Origin of the sequence: Sphingomonas kyeonggiensis (assembly GCF_030812785.1) — a bacterium.
Classification (GTDB): Bacteria; Pseudomonadota; Alphaproteobacteria; order Sphingomonadales; family Sphingomonadaceae; genus Sphingomonas; species Sphingomonas kyeonggiensis_B.
The window spans coordinates 1,172,070-1,197,438 of the sequence record NZ_JAUSTJ010000001.1; the positions used below are offsets into that span (position 1 = coordinate 1,172,070).

The following is a 25,369-nucleotide window of genomic DNA, read 5'->3' on the forward strand; positions in this document are numbered from 1 at the left end:
CTCTTTAGTACACCCGCTTCTTCGGCTTGATGTACTCGATCTCGTCGGTGAGCGTGTAGTCGTGGACCGGGCGGTAATCGATGCTCGTGGCGCCGCCCTTGCCGCCCCAGCCTTCGAAGGTGGCTACGGTGTGCTTCATCCAGTTCTTGTCGTCGCGCTCGGGGAAGTCCTCGTGCATGTGCGCGCCGCGGCTTTCCTTGCGGTTGGCGGCGCACTCGATGGTGACGACGGCCTGGCCGATCAGATTGTCGAGCTCGAGCGTCTCGACCAGGTCGGTGTTCCAGATCAGCGAGCGGTCCTGGATGCCCACGTCCTGGAAGCCCTTATAGACTTCCTTCATGTGCTCGACGCCTTCCGCCAGCAGCGCGCTGTCGCGGAACACGGCGCAGTGGCGCTGCATCGTCTTCTGCATGTCGGCGCGGATCTGCGCGGTCGGCTTCTCGCCCTTGGCGTTGCGGAAATGGTCGAGGCGGCTCAGCGCGAACTCTTCCGAGCCCTTGGGCAGCTCGTTGTGCTTGGTGCCCGGCTTGACGATCTCCTTGAGGCGCAGGCCGGTAGCGCGGCCGAACACCACGAGGTCGATCAGCGAGTTGGAGCCGAGGCGGTTGGCGCCGTGGACCGACACGCAGGCCGCTTCGCCGACCGCGAACAGGCCGGGGACGACCGAGTCCGGATCGCCGTCCTTATTGCGGACGACTTCGCCGTGATAATTGGTCGGGATGCCACCCATATTGTAGTGGACGGTCGGCACCACCGGCAGCGGCTGGCGGGTCAGGTCGACGCCGGCGAAGATCTTGCCGGTCTCGGTGATGCCCGGCAGGCGCTCGTGCAGGATCTTCGGGTCGATATGGTTGAGGTGAAGGAAGATGTGATCCTTCTCCTTGCCGACGCCGCGGCCCTCGCGGATTTCCATCGCCATCGAGCGCGCGACGACGTCGCGGCTGGCGAGATCCTTCGCCGACGGAGCATAGCGCTCCATGAAGCGCTCGCCCTCGGAGTTGGTGAGATAGCCGCCTTCACCGCGCGCGCCCTCGGTGATGAGGACGCCGGCGCCGTAGATGCCGGTCGGGTGGAACTGGACGAACTCCATGTCCTGCAGCGCGATGCCCGCGCGCAGCGCCATGCCGTTGCCGTCGCCGGTGCAGGTGTGCGCCGAGGTCGCCGACTGGTAGACGCGGCCGCCGCCGCCCGTCGCGAGGACGACGGCGTGGCTGCGAAAGCGGTGGATCGAGCCGTCTTCCATGCACAGCGCGATCACACCGCGGCAGGCGCCGTCTTCCATGATCAGGTCGAGCGCGAAATATTCGACGTAGAAGTCGGCGTCATACTTCAGGCTCTGCTGGTAGAGCGCGTGGAGCATGGCATGGCCGGTGCGGTCCGCCGCGGCGCAGGTGCGCTGCACGGGCGGGCCTTCGCCCATGTTCTGCATGTGGCCGCCGAACGGACGCTGGTAGATCGTGCCGTTGTCGTTTCGGCTGAACGGCACGCCGGCATGCTCGAGCTCGTAGACCGCGGCCGGGGCCTCGCGGACCATATACTCGATCGCGTCCTGGTCGCCGAGCCAGTCGGAGCCCTTGACGGTGTCGAACATGTGCCACGACCAGTGGTCGGGCGTGTTGTTGCCGAGGCTCGCCGCGATGCCGCCCTGGGCGGCGACGGTGTGCGAGCGGGTGGGGAACACCTTGGTGATGCAGGCGGTCTTCAGCCCGGCCTCGGCGCAGCCCATGGTGGCGCGCAGGCCCGAGCCGCCGGCACCGACGACGACGGCGTCATAGGTGTGGTCGATGATCTTGTAGGCGGACATCAGAGCGCGGCTCCCGCCGTGAAGGCGATCTTGAGGATCGAGAAGATGGCGGTCGTGCCGGCCGCCAGCGTGAAGAAGTTGAGCAGGATCATCAGGACGATGTGCGTCTCGTCATGCTGATAATCCTCGATCACCACCTGCAGGCCCAGGCGGAAGTGATAGAAGGTGCTGAGGACGAGCAGGATCAGCGGCACCGCGACCTGGGTCTGGCCGATCCAGTGGCGGACGGTCTCGAAGTCATAGGCCGGCAGCAGCGCGAGGCTGACCACGAACCAGACCATCAGGATCAGGTTGGAGCCGGCGGTGAGGCGCTGGTGCCACCAGTGGTGCGTGCCTTCCTTGGCGGGGCCGAGGCCGCGGACGCGGCCGATGCTGGTGCCGTTACCCATTGGTCTTCCCCCAGATGATGAAGGCCCAGAAGGCCGCGGTGAGGATCACGGCGGCGACATAGGTCAGCGTCGCCGTGGTCTTGTTGGCCTTGAGCTCGAAATTGGCGCCCTGGTCGAGGAACAGGTGACGGATGCCCGAGCTCATGTGCTGGAAGAAGGACAGGGTCAGGCCGATGCCGAAGATATAGCCGACCAGGTTCAGCGCGCCGGACTGCACCGTGAATATGTCGAGGAACTGGCCATACGCCGCCGGGCCGGATGCCAGCGCGACCAGCCACCAGACGAACAGGAGCGCGCCCACGGTCGCCATGCCGCTGCCGGTGACGCGGTGCGTGATCGAGACCGCCATGGACGGGCCCCACTTCCAGATCGATAGATGCGGCGACGTGGGTCGCGCCGTGTTGCGCACATTGGCCAAGATGATGTCCTTCCTCGGTCGGTGCCCGTCTCCTTAGTCCGAGCGTGGCGGGATGCAAGCTGGCACGCGCAACCAGTGCATGTCGGGCGCCGTTGACTAACCCGGCCTTAACCAGTTCGCCCGCATAGGCAGGGCAAGTGGCCATTCGTCCCATGGCCGCACAGGGGACTTTGTCGTGACCAACGCCGTTTCGCCTCAGGATCTGCCGGAGCCCGGCACCGTGGCCGCCCGCATCGATGTGCGTGCGCGCCTGCGCATCTTCGACTTCGAAGGCTCGCTGGTCGCCTCGGGCCGCGCCGCCTGGGAAGCGCTCGAGCCGGAGATCCGTGCGGTCTCCGAGGCTTACTGGCAGCAATGGCTGCGCTGCTTCGCCGACGAGCGCAACTGGGCGCCCGACGACACGCAGAAGATGATTGATGTCGGCGTGGTCTTCCTCAAGAATCGCTTCCTCGAGACCGAGGGCCGGGCCTGGATCGAATCGATCGAGCGCTCGGTCGCCGCGGCCTATGCCTCGGGCGTGCCGCCGATGGCGCTGCTGTCGATGATCAGTGCGAGTGACCGGGCGGCGCTCGAGATCCTGATCCGCCGCATGGGCACCGAAGATGCGCGACTCGCCGGGCTGATCGACACGCTGATGCGCCTGTCGGCGCTCGAGGGCGACATCACCGTCGAGATCTACAACATGTACCGCGAGCACAGCGCCCAGGCGGCGCGCGACCGGCTCGCCGAGGATTTCCGCGACTCGATCGGCGGCACCGTCCAGCGCGCCTCGCGCGAAGGCGAGCAGCTCCGCGTCCAGGCCAGCCACACCTCCGCCTCGGCGCGCGGCATGCTGGGCAAGGCGTCGGAAGTCGCTGCGGCGGCCGAGCAGTCGGCAGTCGCGATGCGCGAGGCGGCACAGACCGCGGCGGGCCTGATCCGCGCGATCGAGGACGCCCGCATGGAAGTCGAAGCCGCAGCCGGCATCGCCACCCGCGCCTCCAGCCAGGCCACCGATGCCGTCGGCATGAGCGAAGCCCTTTCCGATCACGCCAAGTCGATCGAATCGATCCTCGGCCTGATCCGCGACATTGCCGGCCAGACCAACCTGCTCGCATTGAACGCGACGATCGAGGCGGCCCGTGCCGGCGATGCCGGCCGCGGCTTCGCGGTGGTCGCGCAGGAAGTGAAGAGCCTGGCCAACCAGACCGCCCGCGCCACCGACGACATCGCCGCCAAGATCGCCGCGATCCAGTCGGCGACGAAGAGCACGGTCGAGACCAATGCCTCGATCCGCTCGACGGTGACCGAGGTGCAGGAAAGCGCCAACCGCATCCGCGTCGCGATGGAAGTCCAGGCGCAGACGGTGACCGCGATCACCGCGGCAGTCGATGAGACGGCGCTCGCCGCCGACTCGATGTCCGCCACGATCGGCGCGATCCGCGAGGATACCGAGGCGGTGGCGAGCGAGATCGACCGGGTCGGCCAGGGCTTCGCCGCGCTCGAGGGGCAGCTGGGAAGCCTGAAGGGAAGCGCCAGCGATTTCATCGCCAAGGTCGCGGCCTGAGGGGGAGAGGCAGGATGGTTGCAACGCGCGAACCCGGCCGCTGGAGCGGCGGCACGCGGACGGTGGAGGATCACCGCCGCGAATATGACTGGGATGGTGCGGTGGAGCCCGCCTGCCGCGAGATCGTCGCGCTGATCGGCCACCGCCAGCGCGCGATCGCCGAGGGCTTCTGGAACCACTTCAAGGCGATGCCGGCCAGCCAGGCGATGCGCAAGACCTTCGACGATCCTGCCCTCTACGAAGCGCAGGTCGCGCACGGCGCGCGCTATGGCACGGTCAAGTTCGAGAAGCCGTTCAGCGAGGAATGGGTCGAGATGGTGTGCAGCTATGCCGCCCAGACCTATGCCGCGGGCATTCCGCTGCCGGCGGTGATCGCCGCCTTCTCCTTCGCGCATAGCGAGACGATGCGCGCGCTGCGCGAGGCGCTGCCGGGCGACGCCGAGACGCTCGGCCGGCTTTGCGACGTCGTCCAGCGCATGGCGATGGCCGAGGCCGATCTGATGGCCGGTCATCTCGGCGCGCGCGACGCGGCCTATGCCGACCAGGCGCGCCGCGACCGGTCGCTCCAGTTCAAGGCGAGCATCGCCGAATCGATCGAAGGGGCCACCGGCCTCGCCAACCGCATCCGGGTGCAGGCGCAGGGCGCCTCGGGCTCGGCGCGGGGCATGCTGGGCAAGGCGTCGGAAGTCGCTGCGGCGGCCGAGCAGTCGGCGGTCGCGATGCGCGAGGCGGCGCAGACCGCGGCCGGCCTGATCCGCGCGATCGAGGACGCTCGCATGGAAGTGGAAGCGGCGGCGGGCATCGCCACCCGCGCTTCGTCGCAGGCCACCGATGCCGTCGGCATGAGCGAAGCACTCAGCGATCACGCCAAGTCGATCGAATCGATCCTCGGCCTGATCCGCGACATTGCCGGCCAGACCAACCTGCTTGCGCTCAACGCAACGATCGAGGCAGCCCGTGCCGGTGATGCCGGCCGCGGCTTCGCGGTGGTCGCGCAGGAAGTGAAGAGCCTGGCCAACCAGACCGCCCGCGCCACCGACGACATCGCCGCCAAGATCGCCGCGATCCAGTCGGCGACGAAGAGCACGGTGGAGACCAACGCCTCGATCCGCTCGACGGTGACCGAGGTGCAGGAAAGCGCCAACCGCATCCGTGTCGCGATGGAAGTCCAGGCGCAGACCGTCACCGCGATCACCGCGGCGGTGGACGAGACAGCGCTTGCCGCCGATTCGATGTCCGCCACGATCGGCGCGATCCGCGAGGACACTAAGTCGGTGACGCACGAGATCGACACGCTCCAGAAGGACGTGGCCGAAGTCGACGACCGCCTCCACAAGCTGCGCACCGCAGCGGACAGCTTCTCGAGCAGCGTGGCGGCCTGAGGCGCAAATGCCGCCTCCCTCGTCACCCCGGCCTTGTGCCGGGGTCCACCGGGAGGCGAATACAAGATAAGATGCTCTTTCCGCAGGGCCCGAGGCACCGTGGACCCCGGCACAAGGCCGGGGTGACGGACTGGTAATGTGTTCCTACTCTCGCGGGGATGACGGGGAAGAGGCGACGCGCTACGCAGGCGCATGGCCACCCATATCCTCCTCACCGGCGCGAGCCGCGGCATCGGCGCGGCGATTGCCGAGAGCTTCAAGCACGACAAGGTCCGCCTGATCGGCCAGGGCACCCGCAGCGGCATTCCCACCGACTTCGCCGATCCCAAGGCGCCCGTCGCCCTGTGGAACAAGGCGCTCGATGCGCTCGACGGCCGGATCGACGTGCTGATCAACAATGCGGGCGTGTTCGAGACCAACCCGCTCGACATCGATCATGAAGACTGGGTGGCGAACTGGGAGCGGACGATGCGGGTGAACCTCACCGCTTCCGCAGAGCTCTGCCGCCTCGCCATCTGCCACTGGCAGGCCGAGGGGCGTCCGGGCCGCATCGTCAACATGGCGAGCCGCGCCGCCTATCGCGGCGACAGTCCGGCGCACTGGCATTATGCCGCGTCCAAGGCCGGCATGGTCGGCATGACCAAGAGCATCGCGCGCGGCTATGCCCGCCAGGGCATCCTAGCCTTCGCGATCTGCCCAGGCTTCACCATGACCGGCATGGCCGACGATTATCTCGCCAGCCGCGGCGGCGAGAAGCTGCTCGCCGACATCCCCCTCGGCCGGGTGGCCGATACCGATGAAGTGGCGGTCCTCGCCCGCTTCTGCGCGCTGTCCGCGCCGCCCTCGATGACCGGGGCGGTGCTCGACATCAACGGAGCCAGCTATGTCCGATAGTCCGCCGCCCTATCAGCCGCCGCTCCGCGGTCGGTTGTCGGAGATGATCCTGCGCGTGCTGGCGGCGATCGGCCTGGTCGCAGTGCTCGGCTTTGGAGCCTATCTGCTCGCGCTGACGACAGGCGAGCGCCGCGCGCCGGCGAAGGTGGAGGCGAAGGGTGCCAAGCAGGTCTTCGCCGTCGCCGCGGTCAATCCGCTCCACGGCACGAATCTCACCGAGATACTGATCGCCACCGACGGCTCGATCACGCGAGGCGACGGGTCCTACAGCCGCGCCAGCGCCGACGAGCGCAACGTGATCCTGCTCGACAAGGCGAGCGGCGCCAATCGCAAGCTGCTGCCCGACAACGCGCGCCAGATCGTCGAGCGCATCTACCTGCCCGCGGCGGCGGGCGCGAGTTCGGACGAGAATGTCCAGCTGGTGGATGCCGCGGGCAACAAGGTCGATCCGCCGCTCGCTTATTATCTGCTGCGCGTCGGCGCCGGCGGCAATGCGGAGGACGTGCTGGTCGGCGACCTCGCCAGCGGGCGTCAGGCCTTTGTCCTCACCGGTATCGACGGCGTCGACAAGGTCTGGATGCAGAGCCCGACGCGAGTGGCGCTGTTGCTGCGCCAGAACCGCAAGCTGGTCTATCGCGCGATCGACATTCCCACGCTCAAGGTCGTGGTCGCGCATCCCGTGGAGATCGATTGATGTCGAGCTGGAAGCTCATCCTGCCCTGTACCCGCGCCGAAGCCGAGGCGATCGACGCCAATGACGAAGCGGTGTTCGAGATCGAGCCCTCGCCGGTGCTGCTCACCAGCGAAGTGATCGCCGACGATCCGCTCGCCTGGCAGCTCGAAGCCTATTTCGAGAGCAAGCCAAACAGCGCCGCACTCTCCGCGGTGCAGGCGCTGGTGCCGAGCTCGAAGGGCGTGAAGGCCGTCGCCGAGAAGATCCGCGATGCTGATTGGGTGACGCTCAGCCAGGCGGGGATCGAGCCGGTCCATGCCGGGCGCTTCTATGTCCATACCGACACCAACAAGGGCAGGGTGCCGGCGGGCACCAAGGCGTTCCGTATCGACGCCGGCCTCGCCTTCGGCACCGGCACGCACGAGACGACCGCGGGCTGCCTGCTCGCGCTCGACCGGCTGAAGGCCGAGGGCAAGCGCTTCGAGAATGTCGTCGATATCGGCACCGGCACCGGGCTGCTCGCCTTCGCCGCGCTCCATCTCTGGCCGCGCGCCTATGCCACCGCGTCGGACATCGATGCGCGCGCGGTCGATGTGACCGGCGACAATGCCGAGATCAACGGCATCCGGCTGGGCGGCGGGCAGGGCGAGCTGGCGTTGGCCGCGGCGGCGGGCGTCGAGCATCCGCTGCTGATCGGCCGCGCGCCCTATGACCTGGTGATCGCCAACATCCTTGCCGGCCCGCTGGTCGAGCTGGCCCCGAGCCTCGGCGCGGTGCTGGCCGAGGGCGGCACGCTGATCCTCGCCGGGCTGCTCAAGGGCCAGGTAGGCACGGTCGCCCAGGCCTATCGCCGCCAGGGCCTCCGCCTCATCCACCGCGCCGATCGTGGGGACTGGCCGACGCTGACGCTGACGAAGCGCGTGCGCTACGGCACCGAGCGAGTGACCCGCCTCAGCCGCGGCAAGGGCGAGGCGCCCGGGTTCGGCAGCTGGTAATCCTTCTTCCCCTCCCTGGAAGGGAGGGGATCGAGGGGTGGGTGGCGTCTGGGCGATATTGATGGGTGCAGTCTGTCTGCACCGTATCGCGTGCATCGACCCACCCCCAACCCCTCCCTTTCAGGGAGGGGCGTTAGCCGTCGCCCTTGCGGATCGAGACCGTGCCATAGGTCATGAACACATGCGTCGGCCCCGCCGGGCCGCGATAGCCGCCCTGTGCACCTGCAAGGTGGCAGGCGAGCGCGGTGAAGGTCCAGGCGTCGCTCTCATCGGCATGGATCTGGCGCGTGGTCAGCGCCTCCAACCCATATTGCTTGCCGAACGCATGAACCCGTTTGGCATCCTGCGAGATAGGCTCGGGCACGGACGGGTGGTCCCAGCCCCATAGCCAGGTGCCGTCGGACGTGTTGTAGGTCCCGATCACCTGGACCGGCGCGGTGATCTCCCAATCCCTGTCGTTGGTGAAGGTGATCGTGCCCGCATCTAGATCGGCCGCCCATTGGCCGCCCTGGCCCAGGCCCCAGGTCTCCTGCGCGAACGCGGTCTTGAGCTGCAGCTCCTCCTGGGCACGGGCGAAGCTGAGATCGGGCTCGGACAGGGCTTCCGCTTCGGGTTCCGCCTTGCCGCCGCCGAACAGCTTCGACAGGAAGCCGGCCATCAGGCCGCCTTGCCCTTCGCATAGTCCTGGGTGCCGCGCGTGATCACGTCATCGCCGGGCAGGATCTCGGCGATCGGGATGTCCGGCTGGCCGAGGATCTCGCCATAGAGCGGCGCGAAGTCGGTCTCCACCGTGGCACGCAGCAGCGCATCATAGCTCGGGATGACGAAATAATTCTGCTGGAAGTCGTCGATCCGATAGTCGGTGCGCATCACCCGCTTCAGGTCGAAGCCGATCCGGTTGGGGCTGTCGCTCTCCAGCGCGAAATGGCTCTCCGCGGACGACGAGACGATCCCCGCGCCATAGATGCGCAGCCCGTCATCCTCGCGGATCAGTCCGAACTCCACCGTGTACCAGTAGAGCCGGCCGAGCTGCTTGAGCGCGCCCAGCTCGAGCGCGCGGTTGCCGCCGCGGCCATAGGCCTCGAGATAGTCGGCGAACACCGGGTCGGTGAGCAGCGGCACATGGCCGAACACGTCGTGGAAGACGTCCGGCTCCTGGATATAGTCGAGCTGGTCGGGGCGGCGGATGAAATTGCCCGCCACGAAGCGGCGATTGGCCATATGGTCGAAGAACACGTCGTCGGGCACCAGGCCCGGCACCGCGACCACCTGCCAGCCGGTCAGCTTCATCAGCCGCTCGCTGAGTTCCTCGAAGTTCGGAATGCCCGAGTCGGACAGGCGCAGCGCGTCCAGGCCCTTGAGATAGGCCTTGCTCGCGCGGCCGGGCAGCAGCTTCGCCTGGCGGGCGTAGAGCCGGTCCCAGGTCGCGTGTTCCTCGGCCGTATAGGCCTGCCAGTTCTGCGGTATCGTCCAGTCGGCCGATGCGCCCTCGGGCGGGCGATCGAGCACATGCGTGTCTTGAGCCATGGATATGGCATAGCATGCCATGGTGCGGGTGCGAAATGGGGGTGGCATGCGGATAGTGGGACGGCTGGTCGGGGCGCTGATATTGCTGGTGGTCGCCTATCTCGCCGCTGCGGCGCTCGGCGCGGGCCTCGCCGTAAATGGCGGCCGCGAGCCGCCGGCCGAAGGCGTGCGCATCTATGTCGCCGACAATGGCGTGCACACCGACCTGATCCTGCCCGCCGCCGCCTTTCGCGATATCGCCCGGGCCGAGCATCTCCGCGATCCGCGCTACGGCGTCGAGCCGTATCTCGCATTCGGCTGGGGCGACCGCGACTTCTACCTGCACACAGCCACCTGGGCCGACGTCAACGCCTGGCGCGTGGCCAAGGCGATGGTCGGCGCCGGCTCGACCGTGCTGCACGTCGCGCACGTCCCCGAGCCCCGCGCCGGCGGGCCGGTCCGCACCCTGCTGCTCCGGCCCGAGGAATATCGCCGGCTGGTCGAGCATGTCCGCGGCAGTTTCGCCGCTGGCCCGGTCGTCCGCGGCTATGGCGCGCGCGACGCCTTCTACACCGCGAAAGGCGGGTACAGCGCGATCCGCACCTGCAACGAATGGACCGGCCGGGGCCTGCGCAAGGCGGGCGTGCCGATGGGTATCTGGACGCCGCTGCCCTGGGGGGTGATGCTGTGGCTATGATTCCGCGCACCGCCGCCGATCCGCCGCCCGGCCTCGCCTTCGCGCTCGAGCCGGCCCGCGCCGCGCTCACCCTTGCCGAGCTGACCCGCTTCCGCATCGCCGGCCTGCCGCGGGGCGATGGCCGCCCGGTGCTGGTCTCGCCGGGGCTGTGCAACACCGATCGCTCGAACTTCGTGCTGCGCACCATGCTGCGCCGGCTCGGTTATCGCCCCTATCCCTGGACGCTCGGCCGCAATTTCGGCGTGCGCACCGTCGGCCCCGAATGCGAGCGGCTGATCGCCCGGGTCGAGGCGATCCATGCCGAGACCGGCGAGAAGGTCACGCTGATCGGCATCTCGCTCGGCGGGGTGATGAGCCGCATCGTCGCGCACCGCCGGCCCGACCTCGTCCGCGCGGTGCTGACGATCAGCTCGCCCTTTGCCGGGCCGCCCAGCGCCACCAATGTCTGGCGCCCCTTTCAGCTGTTCACCGGCGAGAAGATCACCGATCCGGTCGTCGCCCGCCGGCTGGAGGAAGCGGTCCGCCCGCTGCCGATGCCGTCCGCGGCGATCTGGAGCCGCAGCGACGGCTTCGTCAACGGCCTGATCTGCCGCGAAGGCGAGGGGGCGGAATGCCGCGCCGTCGAGGTGCGCAGCAGCCATCTCTTCGTCCAGATGAAGCCCCAGGTGCTGCGCGCCGTGGCGGAGATATTGGGCGGCTGGGTCTAGGACGCGACGACTCGCCGCCCCGTCGGCCGCACGGTGGCGCAGGTCGGCGTGCCGTCCTTGCCGGTGCCGTCGACCGTGATCTCCAGCACGCCGCCCTCCGCCGCGCGTGCCAGCAACGCCGGGTCGATGTCATGGATGTCGATCTTCATCCGCCGCGACCAGGGCGAGCCGGGATCGCCCGCCGCCTGGCCGATCCGGATATAGACGAAGCGCCGCTCCGGCCCTTCGCGCCGCACCTGGTCGCCGAAGAATTTCGGGCCCGGTGCCACGCGCACCGGAAAGTCGAAGCACAAAGGCTCGCCCGCCTGCGATAGTTTGGGATCGAGCGGCAGATCGTCCTTCGCCTGCAGGCTGTGCAGCACCCCGGCCACCGGCTGCGCGATGACGATCCGGAAGGGCACGGGAATCTGCTCTGCCTTCGCCATGCCGGCGATCCTAGCAGGCCTGGCCGGCGTCCGTCTCGAACAGCGTGAGGTCGCGCTCGCCGATGTCGAGCCCGGGCCAGGCCGCGCGCCAGTCCTGGATGTGCGGGCTGGCCCAATGTGCCTCCAGCGTCGCGCGGTCCGCCCAATGCTCGGTCACATGGATCAGTCCGGGATCGAGCACGTCCTCGCCATAGCTGTAGTGCAGGCACCCCGCTTCCGCCCGGCTGCCCGCGATCATCGCCGCCATCACCGGTCGCGCAGCTTCCATGCTGGCGAGCGGCACCCGGAAGGTGCCCGTGATGATCAGCATCAGCGGCGCTCGGGGCGCAGCGAAGTGCCCGCGCGGCTTCCGCGCAGCGAGGTCAGGTACGCGAGCGGGTTCAGCCAGCTGCCTTCGCCCGAATAGCTGTGGGTGATGATCTCGGCGCGCCCGCCCAGGCTCTCGACCGGCACCGGCCCGCCCAGGCCCTTTTCCGCGAGCGAGAAGCGGCTGTCGGCCGACTGGTCGCGATTGTCGCCCATCAGGAAGACATGGCCGGCCGGCACCTTGACCGGGCCATAGGTGTCGCGCGGGCTGAGATAGCCGCCAGGAAGATAGGTGTCGCCTAGGTCGATCACGTCATAGCTCGCGCCGTTCGGCAGCGTCTCGCGGAACAGCGGCAGCGCGCAGATCAGCGTGCCGTCCGCCATCACCTTGCGGAAGGGCTGGAGTACCGGCTCGTCGCAGGGCACGTTCGCATCGACGGGAATGTCGGCGGTGCCGTCCGCCACCCGCGGCACTGGCTTGCCGTTGAGGATCACCACGCCGTGGCTGACCGCCACCGTGTCGCCCGGCAGTCCGATCACCCGCTTGATCAGGTCCGACCCATCCTCGCGCCGCGCCACCGTGACGATGTCGCCGCGCTCGGGCAGCCGGCCGAGAAGCCGGCCCGGCACCACGTCGCTGCCATGGATCGAGAGCGAGGCATAGGACCAGCCATAGGGATATTTGGAGACGACCAGCCGGTCGCCCTTGAGCAGCGCCGGCATCATCGAGCTGGACGGGATGTAGAAGGGCTTGGCCGCCACGCTCTGGAAGGCGAACACGCCGCCGAACAGCAGGCCCCAGGCCAGCACGGTCCGCGCCCAGCCCTGTTTCTGCGGCATCGCGGCCGCATCCTCGACCGCCGCCATCGCTCAGACCGTCTCGCGGTCGAGCAGCTCGTGCACGTCGAGCCCGAGCAGGGCGATATGCTCCTTCACGCGCGGCCAATAGCCGGTGAGGAAGCGCTCGCGCTCGGCGATGCGCAGCTTCTCCACGGCGCCCGGCAGCACGAACATGCCGACGCCGCGACGGACCTCGACATAGCCATCGTCCTGGAAGCTCTGATAGGCCTTGGCCACCGTCAGCGGGTTGGCGCCATGCTCGGCGGCAAGCGCACGCACCGACGGAAGCTGATCCCCTGCCCGGTATTGCCCACGCAGGATCGCCGCAGCGATGCTGGCGCGCAGCTTGAGGTAGACCGGGCTGTCCTCGTGCTCTAGCGCTGTCATGCTGCCATAATACACCAATTAGGCTCGGGGTCCATACCCCGGATTCCACCTATGTGCGATTTCGGACAGGTCCGGCCGCGGACGCTCCTCCAGCGGGCGCTCGGGCGTGCCGATGAAGACGAAGCCGGCGATCTTCTGCCCCTCGGTGCCGAACAGGTCGCGCACCGCATTCGAATAGGCCGCCCAGCCGGTCAGCCAGCCCCCGGCAAAGCCCATCGCATGCGCAGCATGGAGCAGGTTCATGCACACGGCACCGGCGGAGAGCTCCTGCTCCCACACCGGAATCTTGTGCGGCACCACCGGGGCGGAGAGCACCACCACCAGCGCCGGGGCCTGGGTGGCGAACTGGATCGCCGCCTCCTCGTCGCGCACGGTGCAGTCGGCCTTTTCGCTGCGCAATATCGCGGCGAGCTTCTCGCCCAGCGCCTGGCGCGCGTCGTCCGGCACAACCACGAAGCGCCAGGGGAAGAGCTTGCCGTGATCGGGCGTGCGCGCCGCGATCGCGATCATCGCGTCGAGCTGCTCGGGGCTCGGGCCGGGGGCGACCAGGTCGCGCGGCTTGCCCGATCGGCGGGTGGCGAGGAGCGAAAGCGGGGAGCTGGTATCGTTGAAGGCCATGCCGCGCATCTAGGGAGCGAGGTGGGCGCCGCCAACCTCGCCGCCGATCGAAACTGCGCCGCGGCCGATCCGATCGCGTTCCTATCCGCGGCGTGGCGGCCACCTCCGCTGCGCACAATCGCACATGCTTTACAGCCGCTTCATTCCCTCTAGTCTGGTTTTCCATGCGCCGAACGTCTGTTCGGATACCGATATCAAAGGGCAACATACCGCATGGTCGACACTCCAACCGCCGATAGTCCGGCAGAACCGGACATCACCCACGTCAATCCCGCGAGGGAAGCGACGTGGTTCGGGCACCCCCGCCAGCTGGCGCGCATGTTCACCACCGAGATGTGGGAGCGCTTCGGCTACTACGGCATGCGCGCGCTGCTGACGCTCTATCTGACGCAGCACTTCATGTTCGGCGACCGCGAGGCGACCGGCATCTATGGCGGGTTCACTGCCCTGGTCTATCTCACTCCGCTGGTCGGCGGCTATCTGGCCGACCAGTATCTCGGCTCGAAGCGCGCAGTGAAGTTCGGCGCGATCATCATGTCGCTCGGCTATGCGATCCTCTGCTTCGGCGGCCCCACCGCGACGCCGCACGCGACGATCGACGGTCAGCGCTACGAAGTGTCGATCGAGAAGAACGCCGAGGGCAAGGAAGTCCGCTACGTCGTCGACGGCGCGAAGAAGCTCGAGATCAAGGGCAATGACGACGGCAGCGTCGACCTGCTCAACGCCGGCACCGCCGAGCGCAAGATCGCCAAGGGCAGCTTCGAATCCGGCGCGGACCGCAGCCCCTTCTACGTCATGGTGATGCTGGTCGCGCTGTCGATGGTCTCGGTGGGCAACGGCTTCTTCAAGCCGAACATCTCCACCATGGTCGGCGAGCTCTACGAGCAGGGCGACCGACGACGCGACAGCGGCTTCACCATCTTCTACATGGGCATCAATCTCGGATCGCTCTTCTCGCAGATCCTCTGCCCCTGGCTCGCCGTGGCCTACGGCTGGAGCTGGGGCTTCGCGCTCGCCGCGATCGGCATGATGATCTCCTGGGCGCTGATCCAGTTCAACGGCGGCAAGCTCGACGGCTATGGCGAACCGCCGGCCAAGCCGGGCGTAAACAGCCAGCAATGGATCATCTACGCGGTCGCGCTCTGCGTCGTGCCGCTCTTCTACCTGCTCTACGTCAACCTGATGCACTCGGCCGCCCCGGCCGAGGGTTCGGGCTTCCTCGGCTATGTCGCCTCGCTGCCGCTGATGGGCAAGCTGCTGTTCGGCTCGTTCCTGCTCGGCGTGCCGGCGATCCTGGTCTGGTCGTTCTTCGCGGGCAGCAAGACCGAATTCCAGATGATGCTCGCCGCGATGGTGCTGATCGTCTTCAACGTGGTGTTCTGGACGCTGTTCGAGCAGGCGGGTTCGTCGCTCACCCTGTTCGCCGATCGCAACACCAATCTCTCGGTCTTCGGCCTGTTCAGCATCACCGCCGGCCAGACCCAGTTCTTCAACGCCGCCTTCATTGTGCTGCTCGCGCCGTTCATGTCGATCATGTGGGGCGCGCTGGCCAGGCGCGGGCTCGAGCCGTCGATCCCGGTCAAGTTCGGCATCGCGCTGATCGGCGTGGCGGCGGGCTTCCTGCTGCTCGTCTGGGGTGCGCAATATGCCGATACCAACTTCCAGGTGGGCATCTGGTGGCTGGCCGGCCTCTACTTCATCCACTCCTTCGCCGAGCTGTGCATCTCGCCGGTCGGCTTGTCGATGATCACCAAGCTCTCGATCGCGCGCGTGGTCGGGCTGATGATGGGCGTGTGGTTCCTGTCGATCTCGGTGGCGCAGTATTTCGCCGGCGTGATCGCGCAGTTCGCCAGCGTCGACACGGTCGGCGGCCAGGTGACCAACTATGCCGTGAGCCTGAAGGCCTATGTCGACGTGTTCACGACGATCTCGATCGCCGCGATCATCCTCGGCGCGCTCCTGCTCCTGCTGAGCTGGCCGCTGAAATACTGGATGCACGGCGTGAAGTAAGCGCTCGCGTCCTGCACGAACGAAAAGGGGGAGCCGTGAGGCTCCCCCTTTTTGCGTCTGCTATGTCCGCCGAATCAGGCGGCGCGGCGCAGCTCGACCTGCTCGTTGGCGGCAACACGCGGCGCCTGCACGGCAACCGGCATCGTGATTTCGCGACGCGCGGCGAGGATGAGCGAGATAAGCGAGAACATCGGAAAACCCTTCTGCATGCATTTGCTTGCTGCAATGCAACATAGAAGGAAATGGTTGGGGCGTGCGCTTTCTGCAACTGCAATGAATCGGGGTGCGGATTGCAGAATGTGCAACTGTAACTCCCTCTCCCCTCGGGGAGAGGGTCGGGAGAGGGGCAGTGTGTCTCAATCCGCGAGCCAGGGTACGAAGAGGCCAAGTCACTGCCCCTCTCCCAACCCTCTCCCCAGAGGGGAGAGGGCTAAGGAAGCCTACCGCTTCCGCCCGAACCAGATCACGTGCCGCGGCCCCTTGCCGTTGCTGCGCGCGCGCACCGCAACTTCCTCCACCTGGAAGCCGGTGTCCTTCAGCCGCCGGGTGAAGGCATTGTCGGGTGCCGCCGACCATACCGCCAGCACGCCGCCCGGCTTCAGCGCCTCCCACTGTTTCTGCAGCCCGCGCGGCGAATAGAGCCGGTCGTTGGCGTCGCGGGTCAGTCCGTCCGGGCCGTTGTCGACGTCGAGCAGGATCGCGTCATAGGTCGCGCGTGCCCGGCCGATCACCGCCGCGACATCGTCGATCACGACCTCGACGCGCGGATCGTCGAGGCAGCCCGCGGCCAGCTCGGCCATCGGTCCCTTCGCCCAGGCGATGATCTCGGGCACCAGCTCGGCAACGGTCAGCCTGGCATCCGGCCCCAGCACCCCCTGTGCCGCGCGCAGGGTGAAGCCCATGCCGTATCCGCCGATCAGCAGGTGCGGCGCGGGTGCATCCAGCCGCTCGCAGGTCATCGTCGCGAGCGCTTCTTCCGATCCGCTCATCCGGCTCGACATCAGCTCGTTGCGGTCGAGCACGATCATGAAGTCGCGTCCGCGGCGGAACAGGCGCAGCGCCTCGCCCCCGCCGGGGACGATCGCAGTGTCGAGGAGTTCGCGGGGAGTCATGTGCCCCTTTGGCGCCTCTGGGGTCCGGCTTGCAATGTAGGATTTCGTCTGGTTGCCTTGGCGGGCCGGACGATCACCCGGCCGCTCTTTCAGATGGTAGGAAGAATAGGATCACGCGCGCGCAATCCTGTTGCGCGATGCGGCGTGTTTTCGAGAAATTAGGGAAAATACGCCCGGCAGAAACCCGCTCCCGGGTGCGAACTTTGTGAACTTTGGCGAGTCGCCGCCCACCGCCATGTTGGAAACGAAAACGGCCCGGCATCGCTGCCGGGCCGTCTCGTTTCGGTCAGGCGCCAGGCCTTACCAGATGTGCACGCGCTGCTCGGGCGCGAGGTAGAGCGCGTCGCCCGGCTGGATGTTGAACGCCTTGTACCAGGCGTCGACATTGCGGACGATGCCGTTGACGCGGAACTTGGCCGGCGAGTGCGGATCGATCAGCGCGTACTGGCGGGCGGTGTCCTCGCGCAGCTTGGTCTGCCAGGCCTGGGCATAGGACAGGAAGAAGCGCTGGTCGCCGGTCAGGCCGCCGATCACCGGGGCCTTGCCGTGCTCGGCCTGGTACTTCTGGAATGCGCCGTACGCTGCCTCGACGCCGCCGAGGTCGCCGATATTCTCGCCGAGCGTCAGCTTGCCCTGGATCTTGGTGCCGGGCACGGCCTCATAGCCGTCATACTGGGCGACTAGCGCCGCGGTGCGCTCGCCGAACGCCTTCTTGGCGCTGTCGGTCCACCAGTTCTCGAACTTGCCGGTCGGGCCGAACTGGCTGCCCTGGTCGTCGAAGCCGTGGCCCATCTCATGGCCGATGATCGCGCCGATCGCGCCATAGTTCACCGCCGGATCGGCATTGGGATCGAAGAAGGGCGGCTGCAGGATCGCGGCCGGGAAGGTGATCTGGTTGGAGAGCGGGTTGTAATAGGCGTTCACCGTCTGCGGGGTCATGTCCCACAGGGTGCGGTCCACCGGCTTGCCGAAGCGCGACAGCTCGAGCTGATGCTCGAACTCGCCCGAACGCATCGCATTGCCGAGCAGGTCGCCGCGGACGACCTTGAACGACGAATAGTCGATATACTTGTCGGGGTGGCCGATGCGCGGCTCGAAGGCGGCGAGCTTGGCCAGCGCCTTCTGCTTGGTGGCGTCGTCCATCCAGCTCGAGGCGGTGATGCGGTCCTTGTAGGCGCCGCGCAGATTCTCGATCAGCTCGGCCATCTGCTTCTCGGCCGCCGGCGGGAAATATTTGGCGACATAGATCGCGCCGACCGCTTCGCCGAGCGCGCCGTTGACCAGCTGGATGCCGCGCTTCCAGCGCTCGCGCTGCACCTTCACGCCCGACAGCGTCTGCGAATAGAAGCCGAAGCGGGTGTCGTCGAAGGCCTTGGGCAGGAACTGCGCGTGATCGCTGACGAAGCGATAGGCGAGATAGTCCTTCCAGGTCTGCAGTGGCGTCGCGGTCATCACCTTGCCGATCGCGGTGACGGCGGTGTTCTGCGTCATCAGCACCGTCGGCGAGCTTTCGAGCCCGGCGGTCTTGAGCATCAGCGCCCAGTTGAAGTCGGGCGCCTTGGCCTTCAGGCCCGCCAGCGTCTGCGGGTCGTTGAGCTTGGCGATGTCGCGGCTCTCGGCCGGCGACCACTGGACCTTGGCCATTGCGGTCTCGAGCGCGACGATCGCATCGGCCTTGGCGGCGGCGTTCGGGATGCCGGCCAGTTCCTGGATCTTCTGGACATAGGCGCGATAGGCGGTGCGGAACGCGTCATATTTGGCGCCTTCCAGCAGGTAATAGTCGCGCGGCATGCCCAGGCCGCCCTGGCCGGTTACCGCGGTATAGTGGGTCGGGTCGGCGAGGTCGGGGATGATGCCCAGCTCGACCGGCGAGGCATAGCCGGTGGTGGCGAACAGCACCTGCAGCGCGTTCAGGTCCTTCACGCCGTCGATCGTGGCGAGATAGGGCTTGAGCGGCGCGGTGCCGGCCTTCTCGATCGCGGCTTCGTCCATCCAGCTGGCATAGAAGTCGCCGACCTGCCTGCCGCCGGCACCGTATGCGGCCGGGTTCTTCGCCATGTCGTCGAGGATCGCGCGGACATTCGCCTCGGCCTCGATCGAGAGCTGGGTGCCGAAGCCGGCCGAGGAACGGTCGGCGGCGATCTCGGTGCGGTCGTTCCAGCCGCCGTTCGCGAAGCTCCAGAAGTCGTCGCCCGGCTTCACGCTGGTCTTCTGCGCGTTCAGGTCGACGCCGAAGCTGCCATAGCGCGGTGCGGGCTTGGCGGTCTGTGCGATTGCCGGCGAAACGGCGACCAGCGCCACGCCCGCGGCGAGACGCACCATGTTGCGGATGTTCATCTGTGTACCCCCGAAAGAACTGTATTAGCCGAGTGTATCGCCGGGTAGTAACGCCCGCAACGGGATTCGCGTTACAGTTCGTGTCTGTAGGCGGCGGTGACCGCGTCGCCGAAGGTAGCGAAGATCACCTCCAGCTCCGGGGCTTCGGCCAGCGCCTTGCGCGTCTCTGTCACGGCGATCCGGGTCGCGGCTTCGATCGGATAGCCATAGACGCCGCAGCTGATCGCCGGGAAGGCGAGGGTGCGGAAGCCCTCCGCCCGGGCGATCTCGAAGCACCGGCGATAGCAGCTGGCGAGCAGTTCGGGCTCGCCCTTGCTGCCGCCCTGCCAGACCGGGCCGACGGTGTGGATGATGTGCCCGGCGGGCAGGCGATAGCCCTTGGTCAGCTTCGCATCGCCGGTCTTGCAGCCGCTAAGCGAGCGGAGCTTGCGGCATTCGTCCAGCAGTTCCGGCCCGGCGGCACGGTGGATCGCGCCGTCCACCCCGCCGCCGCCGAGCAGCGACGAGTTGGCGGCGTTGACGATCGCATCCACTTCGAGCCGGGTGATATCCCCCTCGACAATGCGGATGCGGTCTCCGCTCATCCCACCCGGTTCTTCACCAGGTCGTCGACCACGCTGGGGTCGGCAAGCGTCGAGGTATCGCCCAGCGACGAGACGTCGCCCTCGGCGATCTTGCGCAGGATGCGGCGCATGATCTTGCCCGAGCGCGTCTTGGGCAGGCCCGGCGCGAACTGGAGCGCGTCGGGCGTGGCGATCGGGCCGATCTCGGTGCGCACCCATTTGATCAGCTCGGCGCGCAGCGCGTCGTCGGCCTGGCAGTTGGCGTTGAGGGTGACATAGGCATAGATGCCCTGGCCCTTGATGTCGTGCGGCATGCCGACCACCGCGGCCTCGGCGACCTTGGGATGGAGCACCAGCGCGCTTTCGACTTCGGCGGTGCCCATGCGGTGGCCCGAGACGTTGATCACGTCGTCGACGCGGCCGGTGATCCAGTAATAGCCGTCCTCGTCGCGCCGGCAGCCGTCGCCGGTGAAATACTTGCCGCGATAGGTGGTGAAATAGGTCTGGAAGAAGCGCTCGTGATCGCCCCAGACGGTGCGCATCTGCCCCGGCCAGCTGCGCGCGATGACCAGGTTGCCTTCGGTCGGCCCGTGCAGCACCTTGCCCTCGGCATCCACCACCTGCGGGTCGACGCCCGGGAAGGGCTTGGTCGCCGAGCCCGGCTTGAGCGCGGTGGCGCCGGGCAGCGGGGTGATCATCTGGCCGCCGGTTTCGGTCTGCCACCAGGTGTCGACGATCGGGCAGCGCCCTTCGCCGACCACGTCGTAATACCAGCGCCAAGCCTCGGGGTTGATCGGCTCGCCGACCGAGCCGAGCAGCCGCAGCGACTGGCGCGAGGTGCGGGTGACATAATCGTCGCCTTCGCGCATCAGCGCGCGCAGCGCGGTCGGGGCGGTGTAGAGGATCTCGACCTTGTGGCGATCGACCACCTGCCAGATCCGGCTGGCATCGGGCCAGTTGGGCACGCCTTCGTACATCAGCGTGGTGCCGCCATTGGCGAGCGGCCCGTAGACGATATAGCTATGGCCCGTGACCCAGCCGATGTCCGCTGCGCACCAGTAGATCTGGCCCGGCCGGTAATCGAACACCAGCTCGTGGGTCAGGCTCGCCCAGAGCAGATAGCCGCCCGAGGAATGGAGTACGCCTTTGGGCTTGCCGGTGGAGCCCGAGGTGTAGAGGATGAACAGCGGGTCCTCGGCGCCCATCGGCTCGGCGGGGCATTCTGCGGGCACGTCGGTGGCGGCCTCGTGATACCAGAGGTCGCGGCCTTCCTGCATCGGGATGTCGCCGCCGGTGGCCTTCACCACGATGACCTTCTGCAGGCAGCGGACATGCGCCGCGGCCGCATCGACATTGGTCTTGAGCGGCACCTTCTTGCCGCCGCGCCGGCCTTCGTCGGCGGTGATCACCACGGTGGAATCGCAATCGGTGATCCGGCCCGCGAGCGCCTCCGGCGAGAAGCCGCCGAACACCACCGAATGGATCGCGCCGATCCGGGCGCAGGCGAGCAATGCGAACGCCGCCTCGGGGATCATCGGCATGTAGATGGTGACGCGGTCGCCCTTCTTGACGCCCTGCGCCTTCAGCACATTGGCGAAGCGGCAGACCTCGGCATGGAGCTGGCGATAGGTGATGCGCTTCGGCTCTTCCTCCGGCGCATCGGGCTCCCAGATGATCGCGACGCTGTCGCCGCGCCTGGCCAGATGCCGGTCGATGCAATTGGCCGCGACGTTGAGCTTACCGTCGGCGAACCAGTTGATCCGGAAGTCGCTCTCGTCAAACGACCAGTCGCCGGCGATCTCGGGGCGCTTGATCCAGTCGAGCCGGCGCGCCTGCTCCAGCCAGAAGCTGCCCGGATCGGCCAGGCTCATGCCGTAGAGCTTCTCATAGCCCGCAGCATCCACCCGAGCGGTGCGCGCCCAGTTCTCGGGCACGGGGTGTACGCTGACGGTATCGCTCATCGTTGCGGCTCCTCGCTCTGATTTGGCGCCTCTCTGCCCAAGCGAAGCCGCCACGCCAAGCGCAGAATGGCTTTCGGCGCACGATCCGGCATGGACCGCGACATATTGCGACAATATTCTTCTGGAACCGAAACGGCTTCGGAAACATCTAGGACCCCATGGCCAATCGTCCATTGACCCTGAGCCTGATGCTCGCCCTGTCGCTCTCCGCCTGCGCGGTGGGCCCGGACTATCATCCGCGCGCCGCTTCCGAACTGGGCGTGCCCGATGCTTGGTCGGTCCCTGCCGGGCAGAAGGCGCAGGAGGATCTGAGCCAGTGGTGGACCCGCTTCGACGATCCGATGCTCGGCAGCCTCGTGCAGCGCGCCCAGGCCGCGAACCTCGACGTCGCCCAGGCAGTGGTGCGGCTGCGCCAGGCGCGCGAGGCGCTGGTCCAGCAGCGCGCCGACCTGTTCCCCAGCCTCAGCGCCTCAGGCGGCGTGTCGCACAGCGAGCCGCTGCGCGGCGGCACCAGCACCACGACGCTGCCCGACGGCACGGTGACCAGCTTCTCGCAGGGCGGCAACACCAGCTTCTCGCTCGGCCTCGACGCCAGCTACCAGGTCGATCTGTTCGGCGGGGTGCGCCGGGGCGTCGAGGGCGCGCGCGCCTCCTATGAAGCGAGCGGGTTCGACTATGCGACGGTGCTGATCTCGGTCGAGGCCGAGACGGCGCGCAACTATGTGCTCGCCCGGGTGGCGCAGGCGCAGATCGCTAATGCGCACGGCAATCTCGCCATCTCCGACGACAATCTCCAGATCGCCGGCTGGCGCGTGCAGGCAGGGCTCGTCTCGTCGGTCGACCAGGAGCAGGCGCGCGCCAGCCGGGCGCAGATCGCCGCGTCGATCCCGACGCTGGAGGCGAGCTACAACAGCGCGGTGTCGCGCCTCGGCGTACTCACCGGCCAGGCGCCGGGCGCGCTCAAGGCCGAGATGGAAGCGGTCAAGCCGATCCCCAAGGGGCCGGCGGAAGTCGCGGCGGGCATTCCCGCCGACGCGCTGCGCCAGCGGCCCGACGTGCGCGCCGCGGAACGCAACCTCGCCGCCGCCAGCGCCAATATCGGCGTCGCCACCGCCCAGCTCTATCCGTCGCTGTCGATCGGCGGCAGCATCGATTCGGGCAGCAGCGCGCTCACCTCGATCCTCGACACGATCACCGGGCGGCTGTTCGCCAACATCGCCCAGACGCTCTTCGACGGCGGCCGCCGCGCCAGCCAGGTGCGCTCGGCCGAGGCTGCGGCGGACGGCGCCTTCCTCGCCTACAAGTCGACGGTGCTGACCAGCCTCGAGGATATCGAGAACGCCATCGTCGCGCTGCAGACCGCCCAGCGCCGGCAGCAGGAATTTGGCGTGGCACTCGATGCCTCGAACAACCAGGCGATCCTGGCGCGGATGCAATATCGCACCGGCCTCACCGATTTCACCACGCTCAACACGGCCGAGGCCTCGCTCATCTCCGCGCGCAACGGGCTCCTCTCCGCCCGCTCGGACGAAGCGACCGCGCTGATCCAGCTCTACCAGGCGCTGGGCGGCGGCTGGGACGCGAGCAAGACCCCCACCGTTCCCACGACAGGCAGCACCGCCAATGGCAACTGATCCCAACCAGAATCTCGACGCCTTTCTCGGCACGCCGCCGCGTCCGTGGTGGCGCCGCTGGCTCAAATGGGGCCTGATCGCACTTGCCGCACTGCTGGTGGTCCTGCTCGCCTGGCGCTTCCTGGGGGGCAAGGAAGAAGTGAAATACGCGACCGACGATGTCGCGCGCGGTAACCTGACCGTCACCGTCTCCGCCACCGGCAAGCTGGCGCCGACCAACCAGGTCACCGTCGGCTCGCAGCTTTCGGGCCAGGTCATCAAGGTGCTGGCGGACGTGAATGATCGCGTCACCGCCGGACAGCCGCTCGCGCTGATCGATCCTTCGCAGTTCGACGATCAGGTCAAGCAGGCCGAGGCGACGCTGGCGGCGAACATCGCCGCGGTCGGCCAGGCGCAGGCGACGGTGCAGCAGAGCAACGCCACGCTGGCCCGCTATCAGGAAGTCAGCCGGCTGTCGGGTGGCAAGGTGCCGGCCAAGACCGAGATGGACAGCGCGATCGGCGACCGCAATCGTGCGCTCGCCAATCTCAATGCGGCGAAGGCGAATGTGACTTCGGCGCGCGCCCAGCTTTCCTCGGCGCAGACCCAGCGGACGCGGGCGATCATCCGCTCGCCCGTCACCGGCGTGATCCTCGCCCGCCAGGTTGATCCGGGCCAGACGGTCGCCGCCTCGTTCAACACGCCGACCCTGTTCGTGATCGCGCAGGACCTGTCGCAGATGAAGCTGGAAGTCGCGATCGACGAAGCCGATGTCGGCCAGGTCCGCCAGGGCCAGGACGCGAGCTTCACCGTCGATGCCTTCCCGGGCAAGACCTTCCCGGCGAAGATCACGCGGGTGGAAGTCGGCTCCAACCTGTCGGTGCAGGACGCCAGCTCTTCCTCGTCCACCAGCACCAGCACGACCGCGAACCAGGTAGTGTCCTATGCCGCCGATCTCTCGGTCTCCAATGCGAACGAGCAGTTGCGCCCGGGCATGACCGCGACGGCCGACATCGTGACCATGGCGCGCCAGAATGTGCTGCTGGTGCCCAATGCGGCGCTGCGCTTCACGCCGGCCGCGCCCGGCCAGGGCGCCAGCGGCGGCTCGAGTGGCGGCATCGCCGGTGCGCTGGTCCCCAGCCGTCCGCGGCGCGGCGGCAATAGCGGCCAGCAGAAAACCGCGACCGGCGGCGAGCAGGGCGGGCAGCGGACCGTCTATATCCTCGGCGCCGATGGCCAGCCCAAGGCGGTGGACGTGACCACCGGCAGCACCGACGGCACCGTCACCGAGATCACCGGCGGCAATCTGAAGGCCGGCGACAAGGTGATCACCGGCCAGCTCGCCAATGGCGCCTCGGCTACGCGCCGCTCCGGCGGACAGCGCCGTCAGGGCGGCGGCCAGGGCGGATCGGGCGCCGGAGGCCAGCGTGGCGGACAGTGATGCGCCGCTGATCCAGCTGCGGCGGATCATCAAGACCTTCGGCGAGGGCCCCACTGCCTTCCAGGCGCTCAAGGGCGTCGACCTGGAGATTGCGGCGGGTGACTTCATCGCGGTGATGGGCCCGTCGGGTTCGGGCAAGTCGACGACGATGAACATCCTGGGCTGTCTCGACGTGCCGACCTCGGGCGAGTTCCTGTTCAAGGGCGTGCATGTCGAGAAGCTCGAGCGCGACCAGCGCGCGCTGCTCCGGCGGAAATATCTCGGCTTCGTGTTCCAGGGCTTCAATCTGCTCGCGCGCACCTCGGCGCTGGAGAATGTCGAGCTGCCCCTGCTCTATCGCGGCGACCCCAAGGCGCAGCGCCGCGAGGCGGCGATGGCTGCGCTCGACAAGGTCGGGCTGAAGAACTGGTGGGACCATACCCCCGCCGAGCTTTCGGGCGGCCAGCAGCAGCGCGTCGCCATCGCCCGGGCGATCGTCACCAATCCTGACGTGCTGCTCGCCGACGAGCCGACCGGCAATCTCGATTCCGAGCGCTCGGTGGAGATCATGGAGCTGCTCACCGATCTCAACAAGAACAGCGGCATCACCGTGCTGATGGTCACCCACGAACCCGACATGGCCGCCTTCGCGCGCACCATCATCCACTTCAAGGACGGGCTGGTCGAGCGGATCGAGACCGGCCACCACCAGGGGGAGAGGGTGGAATGAGCAATACCTTCTCCTTGTCATTCTTGTCCCCCTTCC

25 protein-coding genes are annotated in these 25,369 nt (G+C 67.7%); 11 read left to right on the top strand and 14 right to left on the bottom strand.

Going from position 1 to position 25,369, the window contains the following annotated elements; genetic code table 11:
* Window positions 1-4 precede the first annotated feature (4 nt).
* The 3 genes from sdhA to sdhC are packed head-to-tail and all read right to left on the bottom strand — an operon-like array spanning window position 5 to window position 2,611.
* A complete protein-coding gene (gene sdhA, locus J2W22_RS05820; RefSeq protein ID WP_307118000.1) occupies window positions 5-1,807 on the bottom strand; it encodes a succinate dehydrogenase flavoprotein subunit in 1,803 nt (600 codons plus the stop codon).
* Window positions 1,804-2,193 carry a succinate dehydrogenase, hydrophobic membrane anchor protein gene (sdhD, locus tag J2W22_RS05825; protein ID WP_307117304.1) on the bottom strand — a complete coding sequence of 130 codons (390 nt, stop codon included), beginning with the start codon at window positions 2,191-2,193 and terminating at the stop codon, window positions 1,804-1,806. The genes sdhA and sdhD overlap by 4 nt, the downstream gene beginning before the upstream one ends.
* The gene (gene sdhC / locus J2W22_RS05830) at window positions 2,186-2,611 is read right to left on the bottom strand and encodes a succinate dehydrogenase, cytochrome b556 subunit (protein ID WP_307117305.1); all 426 of its coding nucleotides are present in this window, start codon (window positions 2,609-2,611) and stop codon (window positions 2,186-2,188) included. Before sdhC ends, sdhD begins: the two co-directional genes overlap by 8 nt.
* A gap of 202 nt (window positions 2,612-2,813) precedes the next feature.
* Here sdhC and J2W22_RS05835 point away from each other — a divergent pair, with 202 nt between their 5' ends.
* The 5 genes from J2W22_RS05835 to J2W22_RS05855 all read left to right on the top strand — a co-directional run bounded on the left by J2W22_RS05835 (window position 2,814) and on the right by J2W22_RS05855 (window position 8,101).
* Window positions 2,814-4,157, top strand: a complete 1,344-nt coding sequence (locus J2W22_RS05835) for a methyl-accepting chemotaxis protein (protein ID WP_307118001.1) — start codon at window positions 2,814-2,816, stop codon at window positions 4,155-4,157.
* 14 nt (window positions 4,158-4,171) lie between these two features.
* The gene (locus J2W22_RS05840) at window positions 4,172-5,539 is read left to right on the top strand and encodes a methyl-accepting chemotaxis protein (RefSeq protein ID WP_307117306.1); all 1,368 of its coding nucleotides are present in this window, start codon (window positions 4,172-4,174) and stop codon (window positions 5,537-5,539) included.
* A gap of 192 nt (window positions 5,540-5,731) precedes the next feature.
* On the top strand, window positions 5,732-6,433 hold the full coding sequence (locus J2W22_RS05845; protein WP_307117307.1) for an SDR family NAD(P)-dependent oxidoreductase: 702 nt from the start codon (window positions 5,732-5,734) through the stop codon (window positions 6,431-6,433).
* A complete protein-coding gene (locus tag J2W22_RS05850; RefSeq protein WP_307117308.1) occupies window positions 6,423-7,127 on the top strand; it encodes a hypothetical protein in 705 nt (234 codons plus the stop codon). The genes J2W22_RS05845 and J2W22_RS05850 overlap by 11 nt, the downstream gene beginning before the upstream one ends.
* The gene (locus J2W22_RS05855; protein ID WP_307117309.1) at window positions 7,127-8,101 is read left to right on the top strand and encodes a 50S ribosomal protein L11 methyltransferase; all 975 of its coding nucleotides are present in this window, start codon (window positions 7,127-7,129) and stop codon (window positions 8,099-8,101) included. Before J2W22_RS05850 ends, J2W22_RS05855 begins: the two co-directional genes overlap by 1 nt.
* Window positions 8,102-8,234: 133 nt before the next feature.
* Here the strand turns inward: J2W22_RS05855 and J2W22_RS05860 are convergent, their stop codons facing one another.
* Both J2W22_RS05860 and phhA read right to left on the bottom strand, forming a co-directional pair.
* Entirely contained in the window at window positions 8,235-8,759 is a 525-nt protein-coding gene (locus tag J2W22_RS05860) for a DUF6882 domain-containing protein (protein ID WP_307117310.1), read from the bottom strand.
* A complete protein-coding gene (gene phhA / locus J2W22_RS05865) occupies window positions 8,759-9,628 on the bottom strand; it encodes a phenylalanine 4-monooxygenase (protein ID WP_307117311.1) in 870 nt (289 codons plus the stop codon). Before phhA ends, J2W22_RS05860 begins: the two co-directional genes overlap by 1 nt.
* A 46-nt stretch (window positions 9,629-9,674) precedes the next feature.
* Here phhA and J2W22_RS05870 point away from each other — a divergent pair, with 46 nt between their 5' ends.
* Window positions 9,675-10,304 (top strand): TIGR02117 family protein, encoded by a 630-nt coding sequence (locus tag J2W22_RS05870; RefSeq protein ID WP_307117312.1) that lies wholly within the window; start codon window positions 9,675-9,677, stop codon window positions 10,302-10,304.
* Entirely contained in the window at window positions 10,301-11,011 is a 711-nt protein-coding gene (locus tag J2W22_RS05875) for an esterase/lipase family protein (RefSeq protein WP_307118002.1), read from the top strand. Before J2W22_RS05870 ends, J2W22_RS05875 begins: the two co-directional genes overlap by 4 nt.
* On the opposite strand, the gene J2W22_RS05880 is transcribed toward J2W22_RS05875, so the two are convergent.
* Genes J2W22_RS05880 through J2W22_RS05900 form a run of 5 tightly spaced genes read right to left on the bottom strand, consistent with a single transcriptional unit; the run spans window position 11,008 to window position 13,587 of the window.
* Entirely contained in the window at window positions 11,008-11,436 is a 429-nt protein-coding gene (locus tag J2W22_RS05880; RefSeq protein ID WP_307117313.1) for a DUF5990 family protein, read from the bottom strand. The two genes, J2W22_RS05875 and J2W22_RS05880, sit on opposite strands and share 4 nt — an antisense overlap.
* Before the next feature lie 10 nt (window positions 11,437-11,446).
* On the bottom strand, window positions 11,447-11,746 hold the full coding sequence (locus J2W22_RS05885) for a putative quinol monooxygenase (RefSeq protein WP_307117314.1): 300 nt from the start codon (window positions 11,744-11,746) through the stop codon (window positions 11,447-11,449).
* Entirely contained in the window at window positions 11,746-12,609 is an 864-nt protein-coding gene (gene lepB, locus J2W22_RS05890) for a signal peptidase I (protein WP_307117315.1), read from the bottom strand. Before lepB ends, J2W22_RS05885 begins: the two co-directional genes overlap by 1 nt.
* Window positions 12,610-12,612: 3 nt before the next feature.
* The gene (locus tag J2W22_RS05895) at window positions 12,613-12,969 is read right to left on the bottom strand and encodes a GntR family transcriptional regulator (RefSeq protein ID WP_307117316.1); all 357 of its coding nucleotides are present in this window, start codon (window positions 12,967-12,969) and stop codon (window positions 12,613-12,615) included.
* An 18-nt stretch (window positions 12,970-12,987) separates the two neighbouring features.
* Window positions 12,988-13,587: a nitroreductase family protein gene (locus J2W22_RS05900; RefSeq protein ID WP_307117317.1), complete on the bottom strand. Its 600-nt coding sequence runs from the start codon at window positions 13,585-13,587 to the stop codon at window positions 12,988-12,990.
* A 213-nt stretch (window positions 13,588-13,800) separates the two neighbouring features.
* On the opposite strand from J2W22_RS05900, the gene J2W22_RS05905 reads away from it, so the two are divergent.
* Entirely contained in the window at window positions 13,801-15,597 is a 1,797-nt protein-coding gene (locus tag J2W22_RS05905; RefSeq protein WP_307117318.1) for a peptide MFS transporter, read from the top strand.
* Between the two features lie 440 nt (window positions 15,598-16,037).
* On the opposite strand, the gene J2W22_RS05910 is transcribed toward J2W22_RS05905, so the two are convergent.
* From J2W22_RS05910 to acs, 4 genes are all read right to left on the bottom strand, one after another.
* Entirely contained in the window at window positions 16,038-16,709 is a 672-nt protein-coding gene (locus J2W22_RS05910) for a spermidine synthase (RefSeq protein WP_307117319.1), read from the bottom strand.
* A 300-nt stretch (window positions 16,710-17,009) separates the two neighbouring features.
* Window positions 17,010-19,046 carry a M13 family metallopeptidase gene (locus J2W22_RS05915; protein ID WP_307117320.1) on the bottom strand — a complete coding sequence of 679 codons (2,037 nt, stop codon included), beginning with the start codon at window positions 19,044-19,046 and terminating at the stop codon, window positions 17,010-17,012.
* A gap of 71 nt (window positions 19,047-19,117) precedes the next feature.
* Window positions 19,118-19,630, bottom strand: coding sequence for an O-acetyl-ADP-ribose deacetylase (locus J2W22_RS05920; RefSeq protein ID WP_307117321.1), 513 nt, complete (start codon window positions 19,628-19,630; stop codon window positions 19,118-19,120).
* Window positions 19,627-21,570, bottom strand: coding sequence for an acetate--CoA ligase (acs, locus tag J2W22_RS05925; RefSeq protein WP_307117322.1), 1,944 nt, complete (start codon window positions 21,568-21,570; stop codon window positions 19,627-19,629). The genes J2W22_RS05920 and acs overlap by 4 nt, the downstream gene beginning before the upstream one ends.
* Before the next feature lie 158 nt (window positions 21,571-21,728).
* On the opposite strand from acs, the gene J2W22_RS05930 reads away from it, so the two are divergent.
* From J2W22_RS05930 to J2W22_RS05940, 3 genes are read left to right on the top strand one after another with little or no spacing between them, the layout of a single operon-like run.
* Complete coding sequence (locus J2W22_RS05930; RefSeq protein WP_307117323.1) at window positions 21,729-23,204, top strand: efflux transporter outer membrane subunit; 1,476 nt, start codon at window positions 21,729-21,731, stop codon at window positions 23,202-23,204.
* On the top strand, window positions 23,194-24,624 hold the full coding sequence (locus J2W22_RS05935; RefSeq protein ID WP_307117324.1) for an efflux RND transporter periplasmic adaptor subunit: 1,431 nt from the start codon (window positions 23,194-23,196) through the stop codon (window positions 24,622-24,624). The genes J2W22_RS05930 and J2W22_RS05935 overlap by 11 nt, the downstream gene beginning before the upstream one ends.
* Entirely contained in the window at window positions 24,530-25,333 is an 804-nt protein-coding gene (locus J2W22_RS05940; RefSeq protein WP_307117325.1) for an ABC transporter ATP-binding protein, read from the top strand. The genes J2W22_RS05935 and J2W22_RS05940 overlap by 95 nt, the downstream gene beginning before the upstream one ends.
* The last annotated feature ends 36 nt before the right edge of the window (window positions 25,334-25,369 follow it).

Excerpts from the sequence above, each read along its gene's own strand:
- J2W22_RS05895 (WP_307117316.1), bottom strand. The coding sequence starts at position 12,969 with ATGACAGCGCTAGAGCACGAGGACAGCCCGGTCTACCTCAAGCTGCGC.
- J2W22_RS05840 (WP_307117306.1), top strand. The coding sequence starts at position 4,172 with ATGGTTGCAACGCGCGAACCCGGCCGCTGGAGCGGCGGCACGCGGACG.
- J2W22_RS05930 (WP_307117323.1), top strand. The coding sequence starts at position 21,729 with ATGGCCAATCGTCCATTGACCCTGAGCCTGATGCTCGCCCTGTCGCTC.
- J2W22_RS05935 (WP_307117324.1), top strand. The coding sequence starts at position 23,194 with ATGGCAACTGATCCCAACCAGAATCTCGACGCCTTTCTCGGCACGCCG.
- lepB (WP_307117315.1), bottom strand. The coding sequence starts at position 12,609 with ATGGCGGCGGTCGAGGATGCGGCCGCGATGCCGCAGAAACAGGGCTGG.
- J2W22_RS05905 (WP_307117318.1), top strand. The coding sequence starts at position 13,801 with ATGGTCGACACTCCAACCGCCGATAGTCCGGCAGAACCGGACATCACC.
- J2W22_RS05880 (WP_307117313.1), bottom strand. The coding sequence starts at position 11,436 with ATGGCGAAGGCAGAGCAGATTCCCGTGCCCTTCCGGATCGTCATCGCG.
- phhA (WP_307117311.1), bottom strand. The coding sequence starts at position 9,628 with ATGGCTCAAGACACGCATGTGCTCGATCGCCCGCCCGAGGGCGCATCG.
- J2W22_RS05860 (WP_307117310.1), bottom strand. The coding sequence starts at position 8,759 with ATGGCCGGCTTCCTGTCGAAGCTGTTCGGCGGCGGCAAGGCGGAACCC.
- J2W22_RS05870 (WP_307117312.1), top strand. The coding sequence starts at position 9,675 with ATGCGGATAGTGGGACGGCTGGTCGGGGCGCTGATATTGCTGGTGGTC.
- J2W22_RS05915 (WP_307117320.1), bottom strand. The coding sequence starts at position 19,046 with ATGAACATCCGCAACATGGTGCGTCTCGCCGCGGGCGTGGCGCTGGTC.
- J2W22_RS05920 (WP_307117321.1), bottom strand. The coding sequence starts at position 19,630 with ATGAGCGGAGACCGCATCCGCATTGTCGAGGGGGATATCACCCGGCTC.
- J2W22_RS05940 (WP_307117325.1), top strand. The coding sequence starts at position 24,530 with ATGGCGCCTCGGCTACGCGCCGCTCCGGCGGACAGCGCCGTCAGGGCG.
- J2W22_RS05850 (WP_307117308.1), top strand. The coding sequence starts at position 6,423 with ATGTCCGATAGTCCGCCGCCCTATCAGCCGCCGCTCCGCGGTCGGTTG.
- sdhD (WP_307117304.1), bottom strand. The coding sequence starts at position 2,193 with ATGGGTAACGGCACCAGCATCGGCCGCGTCCGCGGCCTCGGCCCCGCC.
- J2W22_RS05845 (WP_307117307.1), top strand. The coding sequence starts at position 5,732 with ATGGCCACCCATATCCTCCTCACCGGCGCGAGCCGCGGCATCGGCGCG.
- J2W22_RS05900 (WP_307117317.1), bottom strand. The coding sequence starts at position 13,587 with ATGGCCTTCAACGATACCAGCTCCCCGCTTTCGCTCCTCGCCACCCGC.
- J2W22_RS05855 (WP_307117309.1), top strand. The coding sequence starts at position 7,127 with ATGTCGAGCTGGAAGCTCATCCTGCCCTGTACCCGCGCCGAAGCCGAG.
- J2W22_RS05910 (WP_307117319.1), bottom strand. The coding sequence starts at position 16,709 with ATGACTCCCCGCGAACTCCTCGACACTGCGATCGTCCCCGGCGGGGGC.
- acs (WP_307117322.1), bottom strand. The coding sequence starts at position 21,570 with ATGAGCGATACCGTCAGCGTACACCCCGTGCCCGAGAACTGGGCGCGC.
- J2W22_RS05885 (WP_307117314.1), bottom strand. The coding sequence starts at position 11,746 with ATGCTGATCATCACGGGCACCTTCCGGGTGCCGCTCGCCAGCATGGAA.
- J2W22_RS05875 (WP_307118002.1), top strand. The coding sequence starts at position 10,301 with ATGATTCCGCGCACCGCCGCCGATCCGCCGCCCGGCCTCGCCTTCGCG.